The organism is Candidatus Thiodiazotropha sp. AKAK2 (genome assembly GCF_058244685.1).
Map to the genome: position 1 here is coordinate 41,177 of NZ_JBSYOP010000017.1, position 21,919 is coordinate 63,095.

Genomic DNA, 21,919 nt, shown 5'->3' on the forward strand with positions numbered 1-21,919 from the left:
ATTCAGTTAGCATATCCATCACATAGATAGGCGGAACTAGCCATTCAGTGCTTCTTCCAACGTAGTAACCACCTCATAATCAACTCCAATCGCCTCAAAGTGTTTCTTGCCGCAGGCAATCTTGTCCTTCTCCTTGTCACGGAGATCAGCAAGATTTCGGGTGCTCTTGGTCTCGCGGATGAGGTAGAGCTTTTCCTCGTTCTCTGTGACGAGGGCCCAGTCTGGGTTGTAGGGACCGACGGGCGTATCGACTTTGAATTGCGGAGGTAGCTTGCAGTAGAACTTGACCCGATCATCAAGATCACAAGCCTTGGCAAATTCCTTCTCGACGTCGGAATCAAATTCGACGTAGTTGAACAGAGTCTTGTCCTGGTTTTGCACCTCGTAGAGGTTGTTCAGGTAGCGGGTAATACCTCGCTCGGCCTCCTGCTCCATACGGTGCATCTCGTAGACCACGCCACCGATCTTTTCGTATTTGATGCCGTTGACCGTTACCCTGTGGAGCTCTCGCTGGATAATGTCGCTGACCTGGTTGATGAACACCTGGGGATTGAGCAGGAATTCGCCCAGACGCCTGGATTCCTTGAGAATCCGCACCAGGGTGTGTCGCGTCAGTTCGGTGCTGTTCTGCAGGTAGGCGAGGATGTCTGGCAGGACTGGGGAGGTGACTACGTCTCGTACTCCACCGGAGATCTGTTCACCCTCGATACCGGCCTTGCTCATGTTCTGGCGATAGAGGGCCGTGGTGATCCTGGGCTTGTGGATCCAGGGCATCTCTGCGATGGCCCTGGCGGTTTGCGCCACCAGCGTATCGGTATCAAAGGTTACCCGGTAGCGCGTCTTCTGGTTGATCTTGTCCCAGAGTGCCCTGAAAGTCGGATCGAGGGTGATGTTCTTGCGCAGTTCCAGGTTCTTGCGATCGCGGGCATTGACCACCCGGTTCTTGAAGACGTACTTGTTCAACTCATCGACGATCCGGGAGCGCATATGCACCCACTCGTCGGGCAGCGTCAATACGAAGTGCGGGTTCTTCGGGTCGAATTTGTCCTGCACCCTGCCCTCGGCATCCAGATAGCCGTTGCTTACCAGTGAGTCGTACAGGTCTTGGGAGACCTCCTGACCCAGCGGGGTATATTGAAGTTGCTCCGGGTCGGCAAGTTTGGCGAAGGCAGTGATATCGACCTTGCCGAAACCAATCCCGTAGTCCTCTTCGTACTCGGTTTGTAGCTGACGGGCAAAGTCGTCATAGGATTCGTTGGCGATGACGGTCAGCCGGTTGACGGTCGGATCGAACACCCGCTCGCCGTGTTCGTTGACCGGAAGGCGCAGGCCTCGACCAATCTCCTGGCGTTTGCGATCCTGGGACCGGGTCTCGTTGAGAGTGCAGATCTGGAAGACGTTGGGGTTATCCCAGCCTTCGCGTAGCGCGGTATGCGAGAAGATGAAGCGCAGCGGTTCGTCATTGGAAAGCAACTGCTCCTTGTTGCGCATGATCTTGGCAAAGGTATCTTCGTCATCTTTAGTCTTGCCGCTCGTATCCTTGAACGCGCCTTTCTTGTCCTGTGAGAAGTAACCGTCGTGCACATCTTCCGCTGAAAAGCTCAGCAAGCCTTTGTAGAGCGGCTTCTGCGTCAGTTCGTTGTAGGCCTCTTCGAACCACTGGCCGATCTTGCCCATACTGCTGGAACCGTCATCATGGTAGACCCGGTAGTTGGCCACCTTGTCGATAAAGAACAGCGACAGGACCTTGATGCCCTTGCCTCGTACGGCATGTTCCTTTTTCAGGTGTTGCTCGACGGTCTCATGCACCTGGGCACGCATCAGGTCATCACCCAGGCCGCCGATCTCGGCGCCCAGGCGAACCATCTGGCCATTGCTGAATTCAACGTGTTCCAAGCCAGGTTCGCAGGAGATGTTAGCCACCAGCCAGCCATGCTGGTACTCCTGACGCTCTTTCGACTTCAGGTATAGGTCGTCACCCTGCTTGACGGTAACCGTTTTCTTCTTCGGCCCGGCAGCATCATCCACATTAATCTGAAGTTTAGCCTTGATGCCCTTGCTGTTATCGACATTCTTCAAGGCGACAAAGGTGCTGTCGAAACCCTCTTCACCGACCAGGGCGACGACCTCAATGCGTTTGACCAAGCGCAGGTCATAGGCGTCGATGGGGTTGAGCACATACAGCAGATTATAGGGGTTCTTGTGCGTAGCCGAGTAACGCAGCGTGCAGAGGGGATTGAGACTCTCCAGCGCCTGTGAGCGTTTGGTCTGCTCCTTGCGGGTATCGCCTTCGACCGACTGCGGCTCGTCGATAATCATGATCGGATAGGCAGCACGGATGAAATCGATCGGCCGCACACCTGAGAGACGATCGTTCTCCTGATTCATGATCGCTGTGGCCTTGTCGAAGGCCTGGATGTTGATCACCATCAGCTGAATCTTGTTCGAGGTGGCAAACTGCCGCACCTGCCCCAGCCGCTTCGGGTCATAGACAAAGCTGTCGTAAGGCACCTGGTCATAGAGCTCCTTGAAGTGCTCACGCGTCATTTCAAGGCTCTTCTGCACACCTTCACGGATAGCGATACTCGGCACCACCACGATAAACTTGGTGAAGCCGTAGCGCTTGTTCAGCTCGAACAGGGTGCGCAGATAAACGTAAGTCTTACCGGTACCCGTCTCCATTTCCACCGAGAAATGCATGCCAGCCAGTTCCGACTGTTTAGGGATGTTGTTCTCTTCCTGTATCTTTTGCAGGTTTTCCAGTAACAGCTCATCGGTGAGCACCAGGTGGTTAGCCACTGCGGCGATATTGGAAAATTCGTCATCGCTCAGGGAAAGCTGGCTACCGCCTTCCTGGGTTCCGATGGATACCGAGTAGGTCTCGTTGGCCAGCGGCTGTCCCTCGAACAAACCCACAACGGATTCAATGGCTCGTTGTTGATAGTCGAGGTTGCCGTCGAACTTGAATTTGAGCAACGACATCTACTTGTCCCTCTTTTTTTCAGATGTGCGCTGCAGTAACTGATGCTCCAGCTTTTCCAACAGCACGATATCTTCACCTTCGGCCTTAACCGCTTCATCATGCAAGCGTTGTTGATGAAACTTGTCGTACTCACGCTCTGCCAGTGATTTGGCCATTTCATGGGATACTTTGCCTGCGTTATCCAGAATATCCCGGTCATTCAATGTCAGAAAACCATTCAGTTTTTCGATCCAGTCGCCCATATGCATCGGAATACGCCGCATGGCCTGGCCTTCGGCAAACACCAGATACTGTTCCACCAGGTTATTCAGTGCGCTAAGCTCTTCCTCGTTCAGATAATTTTTTGCAATGGCCACATCCTGTTTGCGCACCTTATCGCCGCGCCAGTTGCTCAGGCCCATGTTGGGTTTGTCGCTATCGGCACGTTGTTGAATCAACTCGGCTGCGGTATGGCCGTGAATGGCCCAGTGCATCTTGTTTTGTACCGTCTTGAAAAAGTCGATGCTGATATCCTGGGTCGGGTCGTAATCCACGCTGGTGGCGTAGATATCGGTGATCTTGCGGTAGAAGCGCTTCTCCGAGGTACGGATATCCTGGATGCGACGCAGCAATTCATCGAAGTAATCGAACGGCTGATCGGGATTTTTCAGGCGCTCATCATCCATCGCAAAGCCCTTGACGATGTACTCCTTGAGTTGCCGGGTCGCCCACTGGCGAAAACGGGTGGCGGTATGGGATTTCACCCGATAACCCACTGAAATAATGGCATCCAGGTTGTAGTGCTTCAGATTGCGGCGTACCTGTCTCACCCCCTCCAGTCGAACTACCGAGAAATCCTCGGCAGTTGCCACCTCTTCCAACTCGTTGTCTTCAAAGATATTTTTCAGGTGCAAACTGATATTGTCCGCCGAAGTCTGAAACAATTCCGCCATCTGCGCCTGAGTCAACCAGACCGTCTCCCCCGACAGACGCACCTCCAGCCGGGTCTGACCGGATTCGGACTGGTAGATCAGCACTTGCCCGACGTCAGAATCCTTCATCTCAGACCACCTTAAAGACCATCTCGGTCTCGGCACCCTGAGAACGGGATTTGAAGGTCTGTACCGCGTTGGCCTTGAGCTGGTCGTTGCCTTTAAAGCCCTTGTCTAGGCAGATGAATTGCATGGGCTCAAGGTCAGCAACTGCATCGATCATTTCGCTTGTAAGTTCTTCTTCAAGACAGATCAGCAACGCGCCTTCGGCAATGGAGAAAACCTGCCTTCCTGCCAGATCGAGGGTCTCGATCTTTTCGGTGGGCACGAAGCCAGCCTTGATCAGCAGTTCGTAGAGGATATCTTCCTGGCTGGCTTCGGGGTCGATATGATCAGTGTGCAGCGCCAGTTGCTGGCTGAGATGATCTGCGCTCAATTCTTCGCTAGGAGCCTGCCATGGTTTGAAGTTGGACTGATCCAGCTTGAGGACTTTGAAACCGAGATCCAATTCATCCTTTCCATCCAAATCTAGTTGGCCTTCATGTTTATGACGTATTTTTTGGGAAGCCCTACGTATACGCTCCTTGCCAATTTCTGAGACAGTTTTATATCCTGCTTGGAAAGCATCAGTTTTCTCTCCACAAGGCTCAGGAAGCTGCACAACGATATAACTGTTATTGCTACCATTTTCTGTTATACGCTGATATAGCGCATCTGATGACGTACATGAGCCAGCAAAAAAATCCAATACCAGGTCATCTTCATCCAATGACAATTCAAAAAGATGCTTTATCAATCTCGTAGGTTTTGATGTAAATTTCACTTCTGGTATTAGCGCTCTGAACTCCTTAGAAGCCTCGTCTGTATGTCCAACATCTTGATGAAGCAATAGTGAACTAGGGGTTCGCCCTTGTTTTATTTCCGTTAAAAAGTTCTTCAGCGCCGGCGTTGAATTACTCCCATTAGCACCCCACCAAATTCTATTTTCATCTAAATTCTTTTCTGTAACTTCGCGTGACATAGCCCAAACACGAGTTTTATTTGGCCATATTTCCTCGCCAGTATTAGGATTAACAATGGGGTAATAAAGGTTTGGTCGCTCATCTGACGTATATCGGCATGTATAATCCATAGCCTTCCATAGCCCTCTTGGGTCATCATCTGGGTTTTTATATCGTGCCCGTTGCTCTTCAGTAAGCGGCAAAAGATTAGCTTTGAATTCAGGTGAGCGCCTATACATAACTATTGACTCATGCTCGTAGCCAACATCAGCCGTGTCAGGCGGGGGTGAATAACGCTTCTGCCATGCAAAAGTACACATAAAGTTTTCTTCGCCAAATATCTCATCGCACATTCGACGAAGGTTTTCTACTTCATTGTCATCAATGGAGATAAATATCACCCCGTCTTCCCGCATCAAATTACGGGCGAGGTAGAGCCGCGGATACATCATATTGAGCCACTTGGTATGAAAACGCCCTTCAGCAGCCGTATTGGTCGAGAATTTCTTACCCTCGTCATCCACCAACCCGGCATAGGCCAGATAGGTTTCCAATGACTCGCTGTATTTATCGGGATAGATAAACTCCTTTCCCGTGTTATACGGCGGATCGATATAGATCATCTTCACCTTACCGTAGTAACTCTTCTGCAGGAGCTTGAGCACTTCAAGGTTATCGCCTTCAATGAACAGATTCTGGGTGGTATCGAAATCCACCGACTCCTCGCGGCAGGGCTTGAGCGTGGCGCGGGAGGGTTCCTGGATCAGCTTCATGCAGTCACGCTTGCCCGGCCATTCCATGCCGTAGCGTTCGCGTCGGCCTTCGTACACATCGCTGAAGGTACCGAGTTCGGCCTTGAGGCGCTCGAAATCGATGGTCTCTACCGGCTGCCCGTCCGGGCCAGTGGTCTCGGTGAACACACCGGGTAACAGCAGCTCGAGTTCACGGCGCCTTTGTTCTGCAATATCGAGTGATGTGCCATCCATCTTTTCCTGGTCGGCCGGTTTCACGCTATCAGTCATAGTGAGTTATCCACTTTTGTTTTCTCTTTTGGCAATCGACAGACTACTCATCTGTGCCATTACCCATCTGTTTTTCAAAGGATTGTCGTACCAGGCCCAGCACATAGGGCAGTTCGTCGAGAGTCGACAGTCCCACCTCCACGTCGCCATTGCCCCAGCGCCCCAGACCAGTGACGTCTTTGCACAGGCCTTTGGGGTCGTCGATATCGGGGAATGGCATATTCAGTGAAAGACGCAGGCGTTTGGCCTGGGGCACGACATCCACAAAATTAGTTTCTGCCTTGTAGGCCACGTAGAGTTTTAGAAACTCCTCTGACACGACCGGATCAAGCGCCAACACCTGTTTACGGAATGCATCAAACAGGTCACGCATTGAACCTGAAGCCAGGTGTGGATGGTCCTCAATGGTGTAGCTGGCCGACGTGATCGCCGGTGACGGCTTGTAGGCAGCCAGTAGTTCTGCATCCAGCGCTGGGGCCTGCCATACTGAAACTGCCTGGGCCGCAAGGTAGGCGGCCCGTCCCTCAATGGAGTCCTTATTCCAGCTTCCTTCCGCCCCCAGGTTCTTGTTCAGGCGCAATGGACTCTGGGCAAAGCCGCCTTCCATATTGCACTTCTCGGCAAAGCTGCGGTTAGAGTATTCCGAGTTATAACCGGTCAGGGTCAGGTTACCGAGCGTATGCCGGTAGGTCTCCCAGACGTTTTCCCAGTCTTCACCGAGTTCCTCTCGCCACACGGCGGGTACTTTTTCAGGATCGTTATCACACTGGGGCAGTATGTGTTCTATCGTATATTCATCGACTGGCACGCGCTCTTTGCGCCCGTGATTTTCCAGCCTTCGTAACCAGTAACTCCGGCTACGGAAGTTATAGAGATCTTTGATCTTGAGTTCACGTTTGAATTCATCGTCCTTCGGAAAACGGCGATAGGACGGCAGTAACAGAAAGGCGGCTTCCAGGCTTTCCAGATAGCGATCCTTCTTTAGCGTCTTGCCGATATTGGCGAACGTCTTATTCATGGAATTGGTCGGTATGGCACAGACCGCACGACGGAAGACGTAACTTTCTATTGCGCGTACCGCCTTAAGGAAGTCTTCTCTGGAAAGAATCTGGCTTTGATAGTCGTGATACAGCTCGAGCAGCAATGGATAGGCGACATCGACCTTGAGTTCCCGCAGGTCATGAAAGGCACGATTGAGCCCCGAATCCTCTTCAGTGCCCAGTGCCATGGCACAGAAGTGTCCGGCATAGGCATGCAACTCCGCAACCAGGGATTCCACACCCGCATTGGAGACGCTGGATGACCGTGCATGTTTTTTGAACGCGTCATAGATCTCGCCCATTTTGGGAATCTCGCCAGTCCTGACCGTCAGGTAATGCCGCATAAAGCCGTCGAAGTGAGTCGTGTAGGCTTCCTGTCCAAAGGCCAGCTCCATCGGTCGCCAATAACTTTCGTAGAGCTGGGTCTGTAGCTCGGGCTCCAGGCCCATGAGTATGAAATTGCGAATCAGGTCGGCCTGGCTGAGTTCTCGGCCCGTGGAGTTCATACTCTCGAAAATGAGTTGTGGGTTATCCTGATCGCGATCGAGCGATATATCGACAACCATCAACTTGGCGATGCCCTTACAGACGGTTTCCAGATTCTCTTTCTGTTCAGCTAACAATTCCTGGAAAAGCTTCAGGTTCTCCGTGATGCGGATTGAATGTTCCTTTGGCTGCGGTGCATCCTTGAGGATCGAAATCAGAGAGGCCTTGTCTGTTTGGGAAAGGATCAGCTTGAAGTGCCGCCCTCCCTCCTCTTCTGGATTCAGCAAATAGTAATTGCGCAGTTTCCGGGGAGAAAAACCTTCTATCGGCTCTCCTTCGCCGATCGCAGACGCCAATGCAGCGATCAACAGACTGACTGTTGTAAGACGTTGCTGACCATCGATAACCAACAACGGTGACTGGGCTGATATTGAATAAAGACCCTTTTCCACATACACGACCGAACCAATGAAATGGGCCGAGATATCATCGCTCTGCCCTGCGCGAAGGATATCATCCCAAAGTTGCCGCACTTCCTTTTCCGTCCAGGAATAGGTGCGCTGATAGATAGGAATCACAAACTGTGGTGATTTCTTCAGAAAATCGAGTAGCTTTGCCTCAGTTGCTTTCATTCGTTATTGCTCATCCATTTCATTTCAGGACTGTTCCCACTATTGGCCACTACTCGTGACTCCATTGATACCTGACCTTCAAATCGTTGCAATGCGTCGGCGGCAGCAGTCTTTTGTGTTGCAATTGCCCAACCACAATCCCGGGAGCAATACCCACTTCCTGTGCAAATTGGCAGATAGCCGCTTTACTGAACGGCGCTTGTGTAGCGAAATTGTTGAAGGCCTTTCTCGGTAGCAGCTCCTGCTCGGCGAAGAGATTGGCTTGTTCTTCCTTCTCACCATCCATACCGTTCGTACCTTCAATAAACAGCTCCTTCTTGCCGTGTAAGAGGATATGCCCGGCTTCATGGAAGAAAGTGAACCAGAGATGATCGTTGGTTTTGTAGCGCAGGCTGAGCTGGATAATGGCCTTGTCGGAACTAACCCAGCGAGTTGCTCCGCTGACGCCGGTCTTGGGCAGACATGGAATAAACACTACGGCGACGCCGGCCTGGGCACAACGCTGCTGCAAGGCGGGAACAAAATGCGCGGGATCGGTTTCGGCCGTGAGGGCGCGGATATCATCCAGCGCCTGCCGAAATGCGGGTTTGTCATATGGCTGGCACGCGATGTTTGTGGCTTCCAGTTCACCCTGGCGCAGCCAGGCGGAAACCGCCTCCGGGAAGATTTCGTGCTTGTTGTGCTGACGGTAGGCGACGGCCACGTTGGGCCAGATATCATCCCACTGTTCCACGCTGGCAATACCGAAGAAGCGCAGCACTTCATCGAGCTGCTGCTTTTTGTCCTTATGCTTTTTTAGCCATCCCATTTTTACCATAGCATTGACGGGTATACGTTTGAGCCAGCCGAGGTCTTTTTCCAGCTGAACCTCTTCCGCCAACCGCGCGCGGGTCTCCTGGTAGTGGGCCTCCAGATTGAGCCAGTACTCGACTGGCATACCCAGGGCACGCTCCAGCTTGATGGCGGTTTCAGGCGTGATAATGACCGTGCCCTTGCCCTTGAGGATGGCAATGATGTGCTTTTCGCTTAAGCCCGTGCGCTTGGCCAGTTCGGTTCGACTCATGTTACGCAGTTCGAGCTCGTAGCCCAGCACCTCGCCGGGAGTGACTGTATAGTCAGGCGTGTAGTGGTTGATAGCTGCGTTATCCATGGGTGTCCTCAATGCCTAATATCTTGATGGCTGTAATACGGTGCCAATCCAGCCCACCTTCCGGCCGCACCGGTAGCGGGTTGTGTAACGGCTGGACGATCAGACGGTACGGGCCGTCCAGATCCAGGCTGAGCGTGCCTTTGCGCTTGCCCGTCAGTTCGTGGCACCGGTGTGGTGGACTGTAGGGCGGTGCAAATACACCCAGGTTTGGGGCTGCCCGTAATGCCGTCATCACCACCTTGATTCGCTTTGCGCGCTGCTGCCCGAAGGCCTTGAGCATCGTCTTTTCTTCGTTAAATTGCTTTTGCAGCTTCTTGCTGGCAAAATCGATATCAATCAATTTTTACTTACCTATTAGGTTAATACATTTTTGTCTATATATCCATTACTATTTTGCCAAATCTGGCGCCACCGCCGGCATGGTTGTCGTCAGCTGAGTTCCGGCCTGGATTCTCGTAACATATTGTTCTCCTTGATCTAGTTCGCGGACTCCTGGCGCCCCACTGCCCCACAGCACTCCCTGTCTCACTCAATTGACCCTGAATCTGATGGTGAACAGTTCTTCTTCGGTAACCTCTTGCCCGAGCCGCGTCTCCACCTGATCCAGTATCCTGTCCTTCTGGATTTCAATCTCTTTGGCGGCAGCGTCGTAGGCTCGCCACGCTTCATCCCGTTTTTGCTCGAGTGGACGCATCTTCTTCTGGAGAGCAAGCTTGTCAGGCAAATTACCTGTCTGCCGAATTTCCTTTTTCAGTGTCTTGATCTGGTCATCCAGCTCTCTCAAATCCGCCTTGAGACCGGCGCGCTTGTCCTCCGCCCAGTTGTCGAGCTTGTCCATTTCGTCGTCGAACCATGCGGCCTGGCGCGCGGCAAGCTCATCCAGGATGATCTTGCGTTCGTTTTCAACGATTCGCTTTACAGAAGCAGGCGCGGCCAGATCTGCCTGACTATTCATCTTCGATGGCAGTTCAAAAAGCCGAATGGCAGCCTTGTGTTTTAATCGCTCGCCGTCGTCGGTGATGGCGGCAATAATGATATGGTCCTGGTCGTCAGCGCCTCTGACAGAGAGCTTTTGTACAGTCATTGTGCCGGACTTACCTACATACGGCTCCACGCTCACCGCTTTCAGAGGCCATGCTGAATAGTCAAAGATCAATTCTGCGCCGTTGAGTTTGCGTGAGCCTGCAATGCCGAGAACATGCTGGGCGAGCGCGTGACCGATGCGGTACCGGTGACCATCAAGGCTGGTTTTGGACAGGTGATAGCCGCCGATTGGCACAGTGACGCCATCCGGTTGTGTGTTAAGGGTAAAGGTCAGGTAGGCGTCATCGAACGTCGCATGCTCAGACAGTTCATGACGCGTCATCGACCAGAGCATGCGTTCATAGCGATCGAGATACTCTTTACTTTTGCTAAGATTCACTTTGAGACGGTCATGCACTTCCGCGTCGAAATTCTCCAACAGCTTTTGCCGTGTATCCTCCATGGAAGCGTTGATCTGACTATCCATTTCCGTTTGCAAGCGTTCGAATTCTTCTTCGATCTCCTCGGTGGTTCGACAGTTCTGGTAGATGGCGACAATACGTTTCTCGAACTCGACACCGGACTCAACGGCTCCCAGTACTTCGTCACTGGCCCCGAACACACCGGAAAAGAGCTGGAACTTCTCTGCCAGCAGTTCATATACACGCTGATCGGCTGCGTTATTCTTGTTGAGGAAGTTAACCACTACCACATCGTATTTCTGGCCGTACCGGTGGCAACGGCCAATGCGCTGTTCTATACGCTGTGGATTCCAGGGTAAATCGTAGTTGACCACCATGGAACAGAATTGCAGGTTGATACCTTCCGCTGCGGCTTCGGTGGCGATCATGATAGATGCCTTCTCACGGAAGTAATCCACCAAAGCAGCACGTATATCTGCGGTGCGTGAGCCGGTTATTTTGTCGCTGCCTTTGTTGACCTCACGCCAGGTGTTGTAGATCTCTTTTGATTGTGGGTCGTTATTGGATCCGTTGAACAGTACGAGCTTGTCGTCGTAGCCATTCTCTGAGAGCAAGCGCACCAGGTAGTCCTGTGTGCGGCGGGACTCGGTAAAGATGATGGTCTTTTCCGGACCGCCAAGCTCTGCAGCTTTAGCAAAACCGACGTTCAAAGCGCCAAGCAAGGTCTGCCCCTTGGCGTTTTCGGTAATGGTAACGGCGAGGTCACGGAAGGTGCGTAGATCATCGATCTCGAACTTGATCGCTTCTATGTCAGTTTCCGTAAGCAGTTCACGTTCGGCATCCTCATCGGACCACTCATCTGCAACCTCGTCGAATTCTTCGTAGTCTTCAGCGATCTCTTCTTCGAGACGCGACTTCAGATCTTTGTCTTCCTTAAGCTGCCGTTCGAGCTTTCGCGCCAACGAATCCAGAGCGCCGGCGATAGCAAAGGTGGACGATGCCAGCAGCTTGCGCATGATAAGCGTCATGAGTGTACGCTGGCCGGACGGCAGGGCTTGCAGGCTGGGACGACGCAGATAATCGGATACCATGTCGTAGAGTGCCTGTTCGTCATCGGTTGGGACGAATTCCTGCGTAACGGGTATGCGGTTGGTATAGCGGATGTATTCGAGCACTTGCCGACGCAGTGTGCGCTGGCATACCGGCGCAAGGCGACCTTTTAGTTCGTTGAATAGAGATTCACCGGTAAGACGAGCGTACTGAGTTCGAAAACTCTTGGCATCCCCAAAGGTGTAATCGTCAATGATGCTAACGAGTCCATAAAGCTCCATCAGGGAGTTTTGCAGCGGTGTGGCAGTCAACAGCACCTTGGGGGTGTTGGCGAGCGCCCCCTTGAGCGCTTTGCCAATTTTGTTGTCCGGCCGGTAGACATTACGAAGCCGATGAGCTTCATCAATCACCGCCAAATCCCATGGCGTGACCATGAGCTCCTCAGCATGGCGAGCGGCGAACTGGAAGGAGCAGATCACCAGCACTTTTTGCTCGAAAGGATGTCGTTTGCCATCCTTGATCATCTTGTTGTAGTTCCTGGCTTCCAGGATCATCGTAGGCAGGAAGAATTTTTCCTCGATCTCCTGTGACCATTGTTTGCGGAGGTTAGCAGGCGTGATAATCAGGATGCGTCGCTTCCGTTCGGTCCATTTTTGCGCCAACACAAGACCGGCCTCAATGGTTTTACCCAAACCAACTTCGTCCGCGAGAATCGCCCCTTTTGACAGAGGCGATTTGAAGGCAAACAGAGCAGCTTCGACCTGATGTGGGTTCAAATCAACTTGAGCATCGAACAACGTACCCGCCAGCTTTTCGGCATCCGCCACGGAATACCGCTTACTCAATTCATGAGCGAAAATCTTGGCATGGTAATCAGTAATCATTGTTGTCTAGCACTTCCCTGATACTTACTCGTTATTGTTTACCGGAGGCTGTTTCAGTCATGTAGCCTGGCGCCAGCACCAGATTCTGAACGCCGTATAGTGCCTGCCTGTTTCGAAGCCAGAGGTGATACTCTGCCCCTTTCTGGCTGTTGTTTCCCGTCCCCCTTAGGCTATGATCTTCCGTGCAGTCTACGTTCCACCGTCTCAACACATAGCCCGCAACGGCAGCTCGTACGTTGACCTTCAGTACACCATCCTGCATGGCATAATCCATTTCGATGGTTTCCGGGTGCAGCAACTTCGGGTGAGCCACCAACTCCATCTCTACGATGCGATTCCACTGGATATCCGCCTCGCGTGTTTCATGCTCTTGTGGTTCGCTGTCGGTAATGACTGGATCCGTGATACGAGTTATCACAAAATCTATGAAGGCTTCCCGCTTTCGGTCATATGCGCGCACATGCCAGCGCAGGCCATTATCGACCAGAACAAATGGAACAATTTCACGAGTGCTCAGGCCGGAATCAATTGAACGATACTGAATGCGGACCACCCTCTTGCGATGAATAGCCCGAGTGAGAACGGCAAGGACAGGTAATATAGGTTTGTTCAGTTCGGCCGGCGTCGCGCATGGAATCATCGCCTTGTGACTACCGACGAAATCCTCGCCGAAGCCATGCGAAAGCGCGGCCAGAACCTGTGCGGGCGAGTAATCAAACAGAGGTTTGAACGCCTCGGACTTAAGATACGACCTGACTTGTGTGTCGTACTCGAGATTTTTCGGCGCCAGCTCTCTATATAGGGTTATGTCTCTTGTGGCCGCCGCCTCCCCAATGCCAAACCGGGACACAAGGTCGCTTCGACCGATTCCCCCCAGGAAATACGCCCTGAAATCTATATGGGATAACCGTTCTTTTTGTACCTGGCTTATTTCTGAAAGAAGCACCGTAAATCATCTCCCAAGCTCCAAATAGTGAAGTATTCTGCCCTAATATGACGACTTGTAGTACTCTTTTTTCATGCTACGATCATTAATACCACTTGACATCATCATTTTGATGATAGTAGCATGCTAGCTAGAGACCTGCTCTGCCTGCTCTTTCATTTTGCAATGGAGTTCAGCTATGGCCACCAACCCTCCGAAAGGCGATGGACACCGAAATGGCGCCGCCAGGCAGCGCTCACAGACTAGGACCCCAGCTGGCAACTGGGTTAAGCGCGATACCGCAACCGGTCAGTTTATGGATGTGAAAACGTCTGATAAGTCCCCGTTCAAGGGCGTAAAGAAAGAAAAGTAGTGGTTTGCTCCCAGTGGTTCCGGGGGCCTGCCAGATTATCGAAAACGGAGACTACCTGATGATTAAACTCCAAGGTGCAGTAATCAAAGAACAAGGCGTGACTTTTGCGATCACGGTTGTGAAAAAACATATTTTGAGGTCGCAGATGCAATGCCAGCAGGCAGTTCAATCCGTCCAGCCACTGTTTCCGGGCATGCCAATTGTGCTGATGGGGCAAGACTCTCGCGGAACTCCAACCTACTGGGGGCGGAATGACATCGTGAATTTCTTGAGGAAGGTCCATCCGAGTCGCATCCCCTGGCAAGAATATACGTTCAGTTGAGGGCACTTATATGATTGACATTTCTTTTGAAATAAACGGCAGGAAGGTGTCTCCACGAAATATCGGTGATGCACTCGAGTCAAGCATGCTTCAATCAGTGCAAGACTCGATTACCAAAGCGGTTGGATCCACACGTTGCCCTGAACATGGTCAGAAACCCAAAATCAACGTCAAAGGCCGTAATCTCGATTCACTGAAATTCGAGGTTTCGGGATGCTGTGACAGCCTGATTGAGGCTGTAAAGAAAAATTAAAATAATTGAAGGAGAAGCAATGAATGGTCCCACCCACCAGTTAGCAGGCGCAGTCGCAGCATTCGTTATAACTCAAAATGACGCGTCAGAAAAATCTGGCGCACTACATCATCCTGCTGCCGCCATTCCCATTGGTGCGCTCTTAGGGAAACTTCCAGATATGATCGAACCCGCCCTTGGTAACCCTAACCATCGACAGTTCTTCCATAGCATCGTGGTGCTTGTTTTATTGGCTACTGGAATGCATAAGATCTACCATTGGGAACCGCAGGATGATTTCGACAAAGTTCTAAGGGGCATCCTGTTGGTTGGCGGCGCCGCATATCTCAGTCATTTGGCGCTGGACGCGCTAACCAGTCGTTCACTGCCTCTAGTAGGTCGTCTCTGATAGCGGCGTAGATCAAGGCCCCGTTTTCATAAGCTACCCCACATTAGCAATTAATTAGACCGACATCACACAGAAAGCTTGCCTTGGAATCAGATGTATACTATATACTACACATGACATTTGGAGAGCACATCCGTGAACATCGCGAGGCCCTGAAGTCACAGGATCGGCGATTTTCCGTCCGGCAGGTCGCTCAGCGAATTGGTGTGGAGCCCGCCTACCTCAGCAAGATAGAGCGCGGGGATGTGGCGCCGCCGTCCGAGGCAAAAATCCGGGCATTGGCCGAGGAACTCGGCGAAGACCCGGATGTGCTGCTGGCTATGGCCGGGAAGGTATCGTCGGATTTGCAGGAGATCATTCGTAAGCGCCCGCAACTGTTCGCGGATCTGATCCGCCAGCTCGAATCCGCACCGGATCACGCTCTGTTACGTATTGCCCGGGATGTCCGTGATGGCGACTGGTAACACCTGAATAGTGACTCAGGGGAGAAAAGACAATGATCGAACTAATGATCAACCAACTGACCTTCCTGTTTCCGGAGGTCCACCAAAAAGCGACGTGCAGCATCGACTTCCAGCGCACCCTGCGAATCCCGGATGACAACCGGGAATACCCTCTCCCCCCGGCCTGGGTCGTTTCCCGGTGGAGCACGTGGATGACTTCGCAGACAATTTGCCTGATACCTGGCGGACACACGGTGGCGTCTTCATACCCATGTATCAGTCAGAGGCACTGTGGATCAATTTCTCCGGTGACTACCCCTGCGCCTTCAAGATCGCCGCCGGCAAGATCAATGCCGTATCCGGGGAACCCTGGAGCAATGGGCTTTCGGCCGGTCCGCAGGACTATGCGGTGATTCCGGAACAGTCCTGGCTGGATGGATTCAATGTCTCGGAAGATTTCATTCGACAGTTTGTTGTCATGCCCCTGGGTGAAGGCTTCACAGCCGAGGAGCAGATTACCGGTACGGCTGAACATGGCGGACTCCAGATTATTGTCTACCCGATGAAGCATGATTATTACGTCGAACATTTCGAGCGCACCGTGGAAGCAGACATGGACTACCTTGATATGCCGATGTTCAGTCGTTTGGTCTGCGAATCGGCTGCCCCGGATATGGGTCTGGCACCAGGCGGCTTGATGCGGCAGGAGATTTATGAGGACGAATACGGTATTGACGCATGGGATCAGGACAACGGTTTCCGGTGCTTCATCCATCTGACCAACAGTGAGCAATACCAGATGATTACCGGGCATCAACCACCACATAAACCTACGACTGCCAAGGATTATACAGAAGCCAGCCTGCCCTGGTTTGACTATTATGATGACAGCAAAGCACTTGCCGGTTCGGACACATTAAGCAAGCTGACCCGCTTCTGAAAAAAGAGCTAGTGGGTTAATGGTGAATCTAGTATGGATCAATCATCCAAGAGGCATTATTACAGAGCACATCTGCTGAAAGATCTATTCAGTGAATGGAAGTTGACATGTAGCTGGGGTTGCCTCGATCGCCATCATGGCCATGTACAATCTGAAATCGTAAAAAAGAAAGTATTGGCCTGAGTATATTAAATGGTATCTCTAAGATAAGAAATTATCGAAGCTAAATTAGAACGATCACCTTTTCAACTTAGCGCGAGGATGAGACTCCCTGTATACATCCTCGATCGCTTTAATATCCAGGTGCGTATAAATTTGGGTTGTGTTGATGTTTTCATGGCCCAGCAATTCCTGTATACCCCTCAGGTCGCACCGAGACTCTAATAAATGAGTTGCAAAACTGTGACGGAGCAAGTGAGGGTAAACGTGCTTATGTAACACCTCATCTGATAAATCACTTAATGATTTTCTAACAACAGATCGTGATATGCGCTTTCCTCTTGCACCGACAAACAGAGCAATTTCATTTTCATTCGCAAGTAGCGATCGAACGGACATCCATAATTCGATAGCTTTTGCCGCAATGCTCCCAAAAGGCACGTATCGGTCTTTTAATCCTTTTCCTGTGACAATAAGAACCCTCTCATCAAAATCGATATCTACCAGGGAGAGCTGTACGAGTTCTTGGAGCCTGATCCCAGACGAGTAGAGTAATTCTAAAATTGCATGATCACGAATATCGGTAGGTGATCGATGATCAAAATCCGCATCGAGTAGTTTTTTAATCTCTTCCTGACTCAATGTATAGGGTAGCTTTCTGGGCTGTCTTTTGAGACGAACCAACTTACCAGGATTCGTCTGTACAACCCCTTCTGCCATCAAGTACTTAAAGAATGATCGAATACAAGAGAGCTCTCGCTGCAAAGTAGCAATGGACATACCATCACGACTGCGAAACCCTATATATTTAGTTATTTGTATATCACTAACCTCAGACCATTGAGCAATACTTCGCCAACGGATCCAACCAGTAAAAGAAGCCAGATCTCGTTTATAAGAAGCTATTGTGTTCGGCGGAAGCCTACGCTCCACCATTAGGTGAGAAAAGTAATAATCAACCCACTCATACACCAAAAATCCCTTTTATACACAAAAAGTGCTTGTCGATAACAATGACTCCATGTCATATAATGTTAAGTGACTAATCATGAACCACCAGAAGTTCTAAGCTTAAACATTAAATCAAAATACTGTGTGTCATTGCAAATGACCAAATAGAGGATATTAGATATGAGTAATATCAGCCCAGATGCAGAGGGCATGGATTTTTTAAACCCTAATCCAACGAAGGATATGCTACGGACAGCAAGACATTTAGCTGGTATTAATTATGGAGAAGCCGCTGAACTCTGCGGTATCGAGGAAAGTTACTACAGAAAAATGGAACGGGGTACAATAGATGTAAAGGTGTCTGTTTACAGACTCATACTCTGCCGTGCCGGATATCTCATCCATAATGGATGGGAAGGCTGGAAGATCCGAAAAGGAAAAATATGGAGTCCAGTAGGATCAGGCCATACACCTGGCGACATCATGTCCATCTATTGGTTGGATCAATCGGTTCGCTCATTAAGAGCAGAGCTCTATCAGAAGACCGGACAACTTTATGACCAGGATTACTACCACGGGTATGAATTCCGTGAGCATGAAGCTTAATTAATTCTGAATCAATAATTGAACAGCAAGTAGTAGCCCAAGGTGTAATGGGTAAAGCACATAGAAGATGTGGCGAAATCGTGGGATTTTTATTCGTATTTTAGATAAAACCAATATGATGGGTATTGACACAATCGCCCACAGATTGCCGTTAAATAAACAAATCAATCCCAGAGCAGGTATGCCAACACCCAGGAAGAAATACCAGTTCCTATATCGAAAGTAGGTCCAGACAGATACCCCAAATAAGAGACCAGGCCAGAAATACTCCACAAAGATGCCACCAGCAAGTAGAAACAGGATGGCTAGCGTATAATCCCGAGTTGTTCCACCTTCCCATAATTGACAGAATAGCGTTACAACAAGCAACGTAAACAAGATATTGAGCGGAAATGTCTCAGATAGACCAGCATTTTGTCTCAGGAGATAAATGATTGGAATAGAAATGAGTCCGTAGACGAACAATCGACAAGCCACTCTCCAATAACTCTGATGATTATCAATAGCCGATTGAGCTAAATTATAGACAAGAACCATCATAAAAATAGGCATAGCCAATCTACCTATCTCATACAGAAATGGCATTTGTCGATTGAAGAGAAACACGTCAATGTGATCAGCAATCATTGCCAAAAAGGCAAACCACTTTAAAAACTCCAATGAACCACTCGAAATAGATATCGATGGTAGATCAACAAATAATGAAGCGTTTTGAGCGTTGGTAGTAGATAACATATTGACCTTATTAATCAATGATGAAGAAAAATATTAGTCATTGATAGTGCACTACCAATTCATGACATAGCTTGACGAGCCATTTGAAACGACATACTGCGTACAGCTGATAAAATCGATTGAACCTTGTAAATTATTACTGCCAGAAAAGACGACCCTCCCAACACTTGGGTGCGTGCTCTCACAGTTCAAATCGATCCTCAAGTCAGAATCTGTTTCGAACTCCACATAACCCAGATCTGGATGGTAGGCACGGCCACTTACCTGTATTCCGGTATTACGGCTTCTGCTGGTACGATAAATATCGGTCATCCTATAGACAAAGTCGTCATCGCTAAAATAATCGACCACGAAGACACAACTATCGAAATCACATCTCAATGTGCGATGTATGCGTGCTGAGTACCCCTTTTCATCGAGCACTTCGCCATCAAGAATACTCACAAATGGACCAGCCAGGGAATCTTCATGGACAATCGTATTATAGCCAGACACATAGTAGGTCCCATTACGATCTCTCCCGTTGGTGCCACAATCGGTAAATGAATACTTACTGATCGTGCCTGACACATTGTGTTCAGAAGTCGATGATCCAGTAGGGACACAGTGTGGGTCGCTCGTTAAGGATAGTGAGCTGGTAGCATCTGACGGAAATGGACGGGTTGTTCTCAGCATTTCAGTTTGAAGAATGACATCATACAACCCAAGATTTTTGACGGTCTGTGCTACGGCATATGCCAATTGAACAAGATTCGAACTTGTCACAATGGTAGGTGATTCGTTACCCATATACTCGAATGTAGTGATATCGAGATCAATGTCATCTGCATCCGAATCCTCATTATTTGATGAAGAATCAGATTGTCCACCCCCTCCCCCGCAGCCAACAAACAAGGAAAACAAAAGAGCCAAGGGTAGTGATTTAGAAAGTAACAAATTCATAGTAACGCTCCTTGTCAGCTATAATTAAACGCCTTATCTAAAAACTGAATGATGTTAAGCGATTGAGTAACGAGACATTAATCAAATGTCCGAGAAAGAAAAAACGAAGGATTGGGTATAAAAGACCTGAAGAGTCAGGGAATGATTGTTGAAACAATCCTCGGCCGATCATATACTTATCCTTGTAAGGGACTGACTTTAACACACAGGGATTCCAGACATGAAGACCTACACCGCAACCCACGAAAAAAGGCCAACGAAACTTACTGGTCTGTTGGCCAAACTCAATGCCTTCCGGCAGACCCCAACGTGGGTCAAGACCAGTCGTTTTTTCTGGGCGGTTGGGGTTGTGCTGCTTGAGGCCTTCGTTGCACTGATGTCGGGTCTTGAAGCAGCCAGTAAGGCCAGCAACAAGGATGAAGAGGATGATCCTTGGCAAGCTAATGAAGCTGGCATACCCTATTGTCGTGATTCTTATACTGGTAAGTGGACTGATAAATATGGAACTCCTTGCGATCCACCTTAATCGTCCGTAGTCTCTATCAGTCACATAGTATCTCGCACTCATTGTTATTTGAGATTGCTACGTGCGTCCTTAGCCGCCATTCCTGAGATCTTCTTGCCCCCCCCTGCAACTGTGCCGGCACCTTGACTAATCGTACTCTGCGAGCCTTGTTGCAGATTACCAACAGCACCCATTACATGGTTTCCTGCTTCATTTCCAGCTGCAACAAGCATTTTACTGAAAACAACTGGTATCCCGATATATCCTAACATCGCAATGATAGAGAGAATCGCTGCTGGCGCATTGAGCTGCATCCCCAGGATTGAGTAGCCGTCAAATATCGATTCTAATAATACATTGTCAATCCAACGGGCGATCGACCACATCCCAGGCCATAACAGGACAGCCATCATAAAAAAGGCCAGAGTGATTACTGGTTTTGGGCTGTAGAGTGTCACCAACATCACCAAAGGTAAAAGAGCGGCAATAATTAGAACCAAATAGCCTTGCAGTAGCGGAAGACTGTCCACAATGACCCCGTTGAGCAGAGACAGAATGCCGTTGCCTGTTACGGCGGAAAATGTCCCCACCACCCAATCGATAAAATCTTTGAAGTTTGTAACAGAGTTATGGCCTTCAGCCGAGTTGCTACCATAGATCAGGCTACCGGTATTTGATAAGGCGCGCTGGATAATTGCGTCACCTCGATCTTCGGCATTCACCACACCGATAGTGGCGCCCCAGGCCGTAAAGCTATCCGCAATTGAGTCTGTTATGTCCGAACGCTCTGATTCCATGTAGGTAATCAGTTTTTGCTTCAAACCTCTCGCTGGACTCGACCACCAGTCTGCACAGCTCGGTCCTGACCTGGCCGGCGAGGAGAAATCGTAGATCGTCTCCCAGCCAGATACCGGTGAATAGGGTCCTATCGCATCTTGATGAGGGCAATCCGCTGGGCTATTACACAGTCGATATAACCCACGTGTATTGAGCAGCTGTCTTGCCCCGATGTAACTTAGATCACCGTAGATCTCACCCTCATAGAGATTTTGTGCTGTATTGAAGTCTGTGACCATTTGAACGGGCGCTTGAGCACTTGAATCACCGCCTAAATTGAATGATCGAATGGCGGATATCGAAGGTTGATAGCAATCTCGGTTGAATCGTCTCACTTCCGCTTGTAGCGCAGGGTCATGGATCGATAGTTGACCCATGCTGTGCATCAAGCTCCGGATATCTTCCTGATCTGGAAGAATAGCCTCGATGGCGGCATTGATACCACCCGCCAATGAGCTTACCGTGTACCAAAGTAAGGGGACCTGTACTTGAGGCGGTAGCGATGTGAGTGTGTTATCAAACGTGGTGTTGGTATTGCCTGGCGTATAGGTGCTTGTCTCATCCGAATAGGTGAATGAGGATGAATTCACAGAAACAAGGGGCAATAACGAAAAGGCGATGACGACCGCTTTAACATAGACGCCGACTTCCATCGTACCAAGCGACCGTTCATGAAATCCTCGATAACTACCTGCCCCTGCTTGGCCTATTGTCGATTCAAAAAAGACCACAAAGAATGGCACTAACCACAAGGCGGTAGCTTGGAGTACACCCACAAGCATATCGAAGATGTACCATCCGAATAGGAAGGTATAAGAGCCAAATACACTACCGGCTTCCATAGGTTACCCCTCATTCAAGTTGCTGACAGGCAAA

General features: G+C 50.0%; 18 protein-coding genes. 6 read left to right on the forward strand and 12 right to left on the reverse strand.

The features are described 5' to 3' along the window. Positions 1-36 precede the first annotated feature (36 nt). The 8 genes from AC4IE8_RS06030 to AC4IE8_RS06065 form a co-directional block, all read right to left on the reverse strand. Positions 37-2,982, reverse strand: coding sequence for a restriction endonuclease (locus AC4IE8_RS06030; RefSeq protein WP_490790561.1), 2,946 nt, complete (start codon positions 2,980-2,982; stop codon positions 37-39). Further along, a complete protein-coding gene (locus AC4IE8_RS06035) occupies positions 2,983-4,023 on the reverse strand; it encodes a virulence RhuM family protein (protein ID WP_490777360.1) in 1,041 nt (346 codons plus the stop codon). Between the two features lies 1 nt (position 4,024). Then, positions 4,025-5,977 carry a site-specific DNA-methyltransferase gene (locus AC4IE8_RS06040; RefSeq protein ID WP_490790562.1) on the reverse strand — a complete coding sequence of 651 codons (1,953 nt, stop codon included), beginning with the start codon at positions 5,975-5,977 and terminating at the stop codon, positions 4,025-4,027. A gap of 43 nt (positions 5,978-6,020) precedes the next feature. Next, positions 6,021-8,135: a GmrSD restriction endonuclease domain-containing protein gene (locus tag AC4IE8_RS06045; protein WP_490790563.1), complete on the reverse strand. Its 2,115-nt coding sequence runs from the start codon at positions 8,133-8,135 to the stop codon at positions 6,021-6,023. Between the two features lie 49 nt (positions 8,136-8,184). After that, complete coding sequence (locus tag AC4IE8_RS06050; protein ID WP_490777363.1) at positions 8,185-9,285, reverse strand: helix-turn-helix domain-containing protein; 1,101 nt, start codon at positions 9,283-9,285, stop codon at positions 8,185-8,187. Beyond that, positions 9,278-9,625 carry a type II toxin-antitoxin system RelE/ParE family toxin gene (locus tag AC4IE8_RS06055; RefSeq protein ID WP_490777364.1) on the reverse strand — a complete coding sequence of 116 codons (348 nt, stop codon included), beginning with the start codon at positions 9,623-9,625 and terminating at the stop codon, positions 9,278-9,280. Before AC4IE8_RS06055 ends, AC4IE8_RS06050 begins: the two co-directional genes overlap by 8 nt. A gap of 189 nt (positions 9,626-9,814) precedes the next feature. Then, positions 9,815-12,664: an SNF2-related protein gene (locus tag AC4IE8_RS06060; RefSeq protein ID WP_490790564.1), complete on the reverse strand. Its 2,850-nt coding sequence runs from the start codon at positions 12,662-12,664 to the stop codon at positions 9,815-9,817. 31 nt (positions 12,665-12,695) lie between these two features. Continuing rightward, positions 12,696-13,610, reverse strand: a complete 915-nt coding sequence (locus tag AC4IE8_RS06065; protein WP_490777366.1) for a WYL domain-containing protein — start codon at positions 13,608-13,610, stop codon at positions 12,696-12,698. A gap of 410 nt (positions 13,611-14,020) precedes the next feature. Here AC4IE8_RS06065 and AC4IE8_RS06070 point away from each other — a divergent pair, with 410 nt between their 5' ends. The 4 genes from AC4IE8_RS06070 (at position 14,021) to AC4IE8_RS06085 (ending at position 16,308) form a co-directional block, all read left to right on the forward strand. Continuing rightward, a complete protein-coding gene (locus AC4IE8_RS06070; RefSeq protein WP_490777367.1) occupies positions 14,021-14,284 on the forward strand; it encodes a hypothetical protein in 264 nt (87 codons plus the stop codon). Between the two features lie 272 nt (positions 14,285-14,556). Next, a complete protein-coding gene (locus AC4IE8_RS06075; RefSeq protein ID WP_490777369.1) occupies positions 14,557-14,925 on the forward strand; it encodes a metal-dependent hydrolase in 369 nt (122 codons plus the stop codon). Positions 14,926-15,008: 83 nt separating this feature from the next. Further along, positions 15,009-15,389 carry a helix-turn-helix domain-containing protein gene (locus AC4IE8_RS06080; RefSeq protein WP_490790565.1) on the forward strand — a complete coding sequence of 127 codons (381 nt, stop codon included), beginning with the start codon at positions 15,009-15,011 and terminating at the stop codon, positions 15,387-15,389. Positions 15,390-15,576: 187 nt separating this feature from the next. Next, positions 15,577-16,308, forward strand: a complete 732-nt coding sequence (locus AC4IE8_RS06085; protein WP_490777371.1) for a hypothetical protein — start codon at positions 15,577-15,579, stop codon at positions 16,306-16,308. Between the two features lie 237 nt (positions 16,309-16,545). Here the strand turns inward: AC4IE8_RS06085 and AC4IE8_RS06090 are convergent, their stop codons facing one another. Then, positions 16,546-17,439 carry a tyrosine recombinase gene (locus tag AC4IE8_RS06090; protein ID WP_490777372.1) on the reverse strand — a complete coding sequence of 298 codons (894 nt, stop codon included), beginning with the start codon at positions 17,437-17,439 and terminating at the stop codon, positions 16,546-16,548. 159 nt (positions 17,440-17,598) lie between these two features. On the opposite strand from AC4IE8_RS06090, the gene AC4IE8_RS06095 reads away from it, so the two are divergent. Next, positions 17,599-18,024 carry a DUF3653 domain-containing protein gene (locus AC4IE8_RS06095; protein WP_490777373.1) on the forward strand — a complete coding sequence of 142 codons (426 nt, stop codon included), beginning with the start codon at positions 17,599-17,601 and terminating at the stop codon, positions 18,022-18,024. Here AC4IE8_RS06095 and AC4IE8_RS06100 read toward each other — a convergent pair whose 3' ends face one another. Together AC4IE8_RS06100 and AC4IE8_RS06105 are read right to left on the reverse strand one after the other, a co-directional pair. Continuing rightward, on the reverse strand, positions 18,025-18,759 hold the full coding sequence (locus AC4IE8_RS06100) for a TraX family protein (protein ID WP_490777374.1): 735 nt from the start codon (positions 18,757-18,759) through the stop codon (positions 18,025-18,027). A 51-nt stretch (positions 18,760-18,810) separates the two neighbouring features. After that, complete coding sequence (locus AC4IE8_RS06105; protein WP_490790566.1) at positions 18,811-19,701, reverse strand: hypothetical protein; 891 nt, start codon at positions 19,699-19,701, stop codon at positions 18,811-18,813. A gap of 220 nt (positions 19,702-19,921) precedes the next feature. Between AC4IE8_RS06105 and AC4IE8_RS06110 the strand changes: the two genes are divergently transcribed. Next, on the forward strand, positions 19,922-20,227 hold the full coding sequence (locus tag AC4IE8_RS06110) for a hypothetical protein (protein ID WP_490777376.1): 306 nt from the start codon (positions 19,922-19,924) through the stop codon (positions 20,225-20,227). A 44-nt stretch (positions 20,228-20,271) separates the two neighbouring features. Here the strand turns inward: AC4IE8_RS06110 and AC4IE8_RS06115 are convergent, their stop codons facing one another. Next, positions 20,272-21,885, reverse strand: coding sequence for a conjugal transfer protein TraG N-terminal domain-containing protein (locus AC4IE8_RS06115; RefSeq protein ID WP_490777377.1), 1,614 nt, complete (start codon positions 21,883-21,885; stop codon positions 20,272-20,274). Positions 21,886-21,919: the final 34 nt, after the last annotated feature.

What these genes read in the sequence shown, in the direction of transcription:
- AC4IE8_RS06030 (WP_490790561.1), bottom strand. Translation starts at nt 2,982, where the DNA reads ATGTCGTTGCTCAAATTCAAGTTCGACGGCAACCTCGACTATCAACAA.
- AC4IE8_RS06035 (WP_490777360.1), bottom strand. Translation starts at nt 4,023, where the DNA reads ATGAAGGATTCTGACGTCGGGCAAGTGCTGATCTACCAGTCCGAATCC.
- AC4IE8_RS06040 (WP_490790562.1), bottom strand. Translation starts at nt 5,977, where the DNA reads ATGACTGATAGCGTGAAACCGGCCGACCAGGAAAAGATGGATGGCACA.
- AC4IE8_RS06045 (WP_490790563.1), bottom strand. Translation starts at nt 8,135, where the DNA reads ATGAAAGCAACTGAGGCAAAGCTACTCGATTTTCTGAAGAAATCACCA.
- AC4IE8_RS06050 (WP_490777363.1), bottom strand. Translation starts at nt 9,285, where the DNA reads ATGGATAACGCAGCTATCAACCACTACACGCCTGACTATACAGTCACT.
- AC4IE8_RS06060 (WP_490790564.1), bottom strand. Translation starts at nt 12,664, where the DNA reads ATGATTACTGATTACCATGCCAAGATTTTCGCTCATGAATTGAGTAAG.
- AC4IE8_RS06070 (WP_490777367.1), top strand. Translation starts at nt 14,021, where the DNA reads ATGATTAAACTCCAAGGTGCAGTAATCAAAGAACAAGGCGTGACTTTT.
- AC4IE8_RS06075 (WP_490777369.1), top strand. Translation starts at nt 14,557, where the DNA reads ATGAATGGTCCCACCCACCAGTTAGCAGGCGCAGTCGCAGCATTCGTT.
- AC4IE8_RS06095 (WP_490777373.1), top strand. Translation starts at nt 17,599, where the DNA reads ATGAGTAATATCAGCCCAGATGCAGAGGGCATGGATTTTTTAAACCCT.
- AC4IE8_RS06100 (WP_490777374.1), bottom strand. Translation starts at nt 18,759, where the DNA reads ATGTTATCTACTACCAACGCTCAAAACGCTTCATTATTTGTTGATCTA.
- AC4IE8_RS06105 (WP_490790566.1), bottom strand. Translation starts at nt 19,701, where the DNA reads ATGAATTTGTTACTTTCTAAATCACTACCCTTGGCTCTTTTGTTTTCC.
- AC4IE8_RS06110 (WP_490777376.1), top strand. Translation starts at nt 19,922, where the DNA reads ATGAAGACCTACACCGCAACCCACGAAAAAAGGCCAACGAAACTTACT.
- AC4IE8_RS06115 (WP_490777377.1), bottom strand. Translation starts at nt 21,885, where the DNA reads ATGGAAGCCGGTAGTGTATTTGGCTCTTATACCTTCCTATTCGGATGG.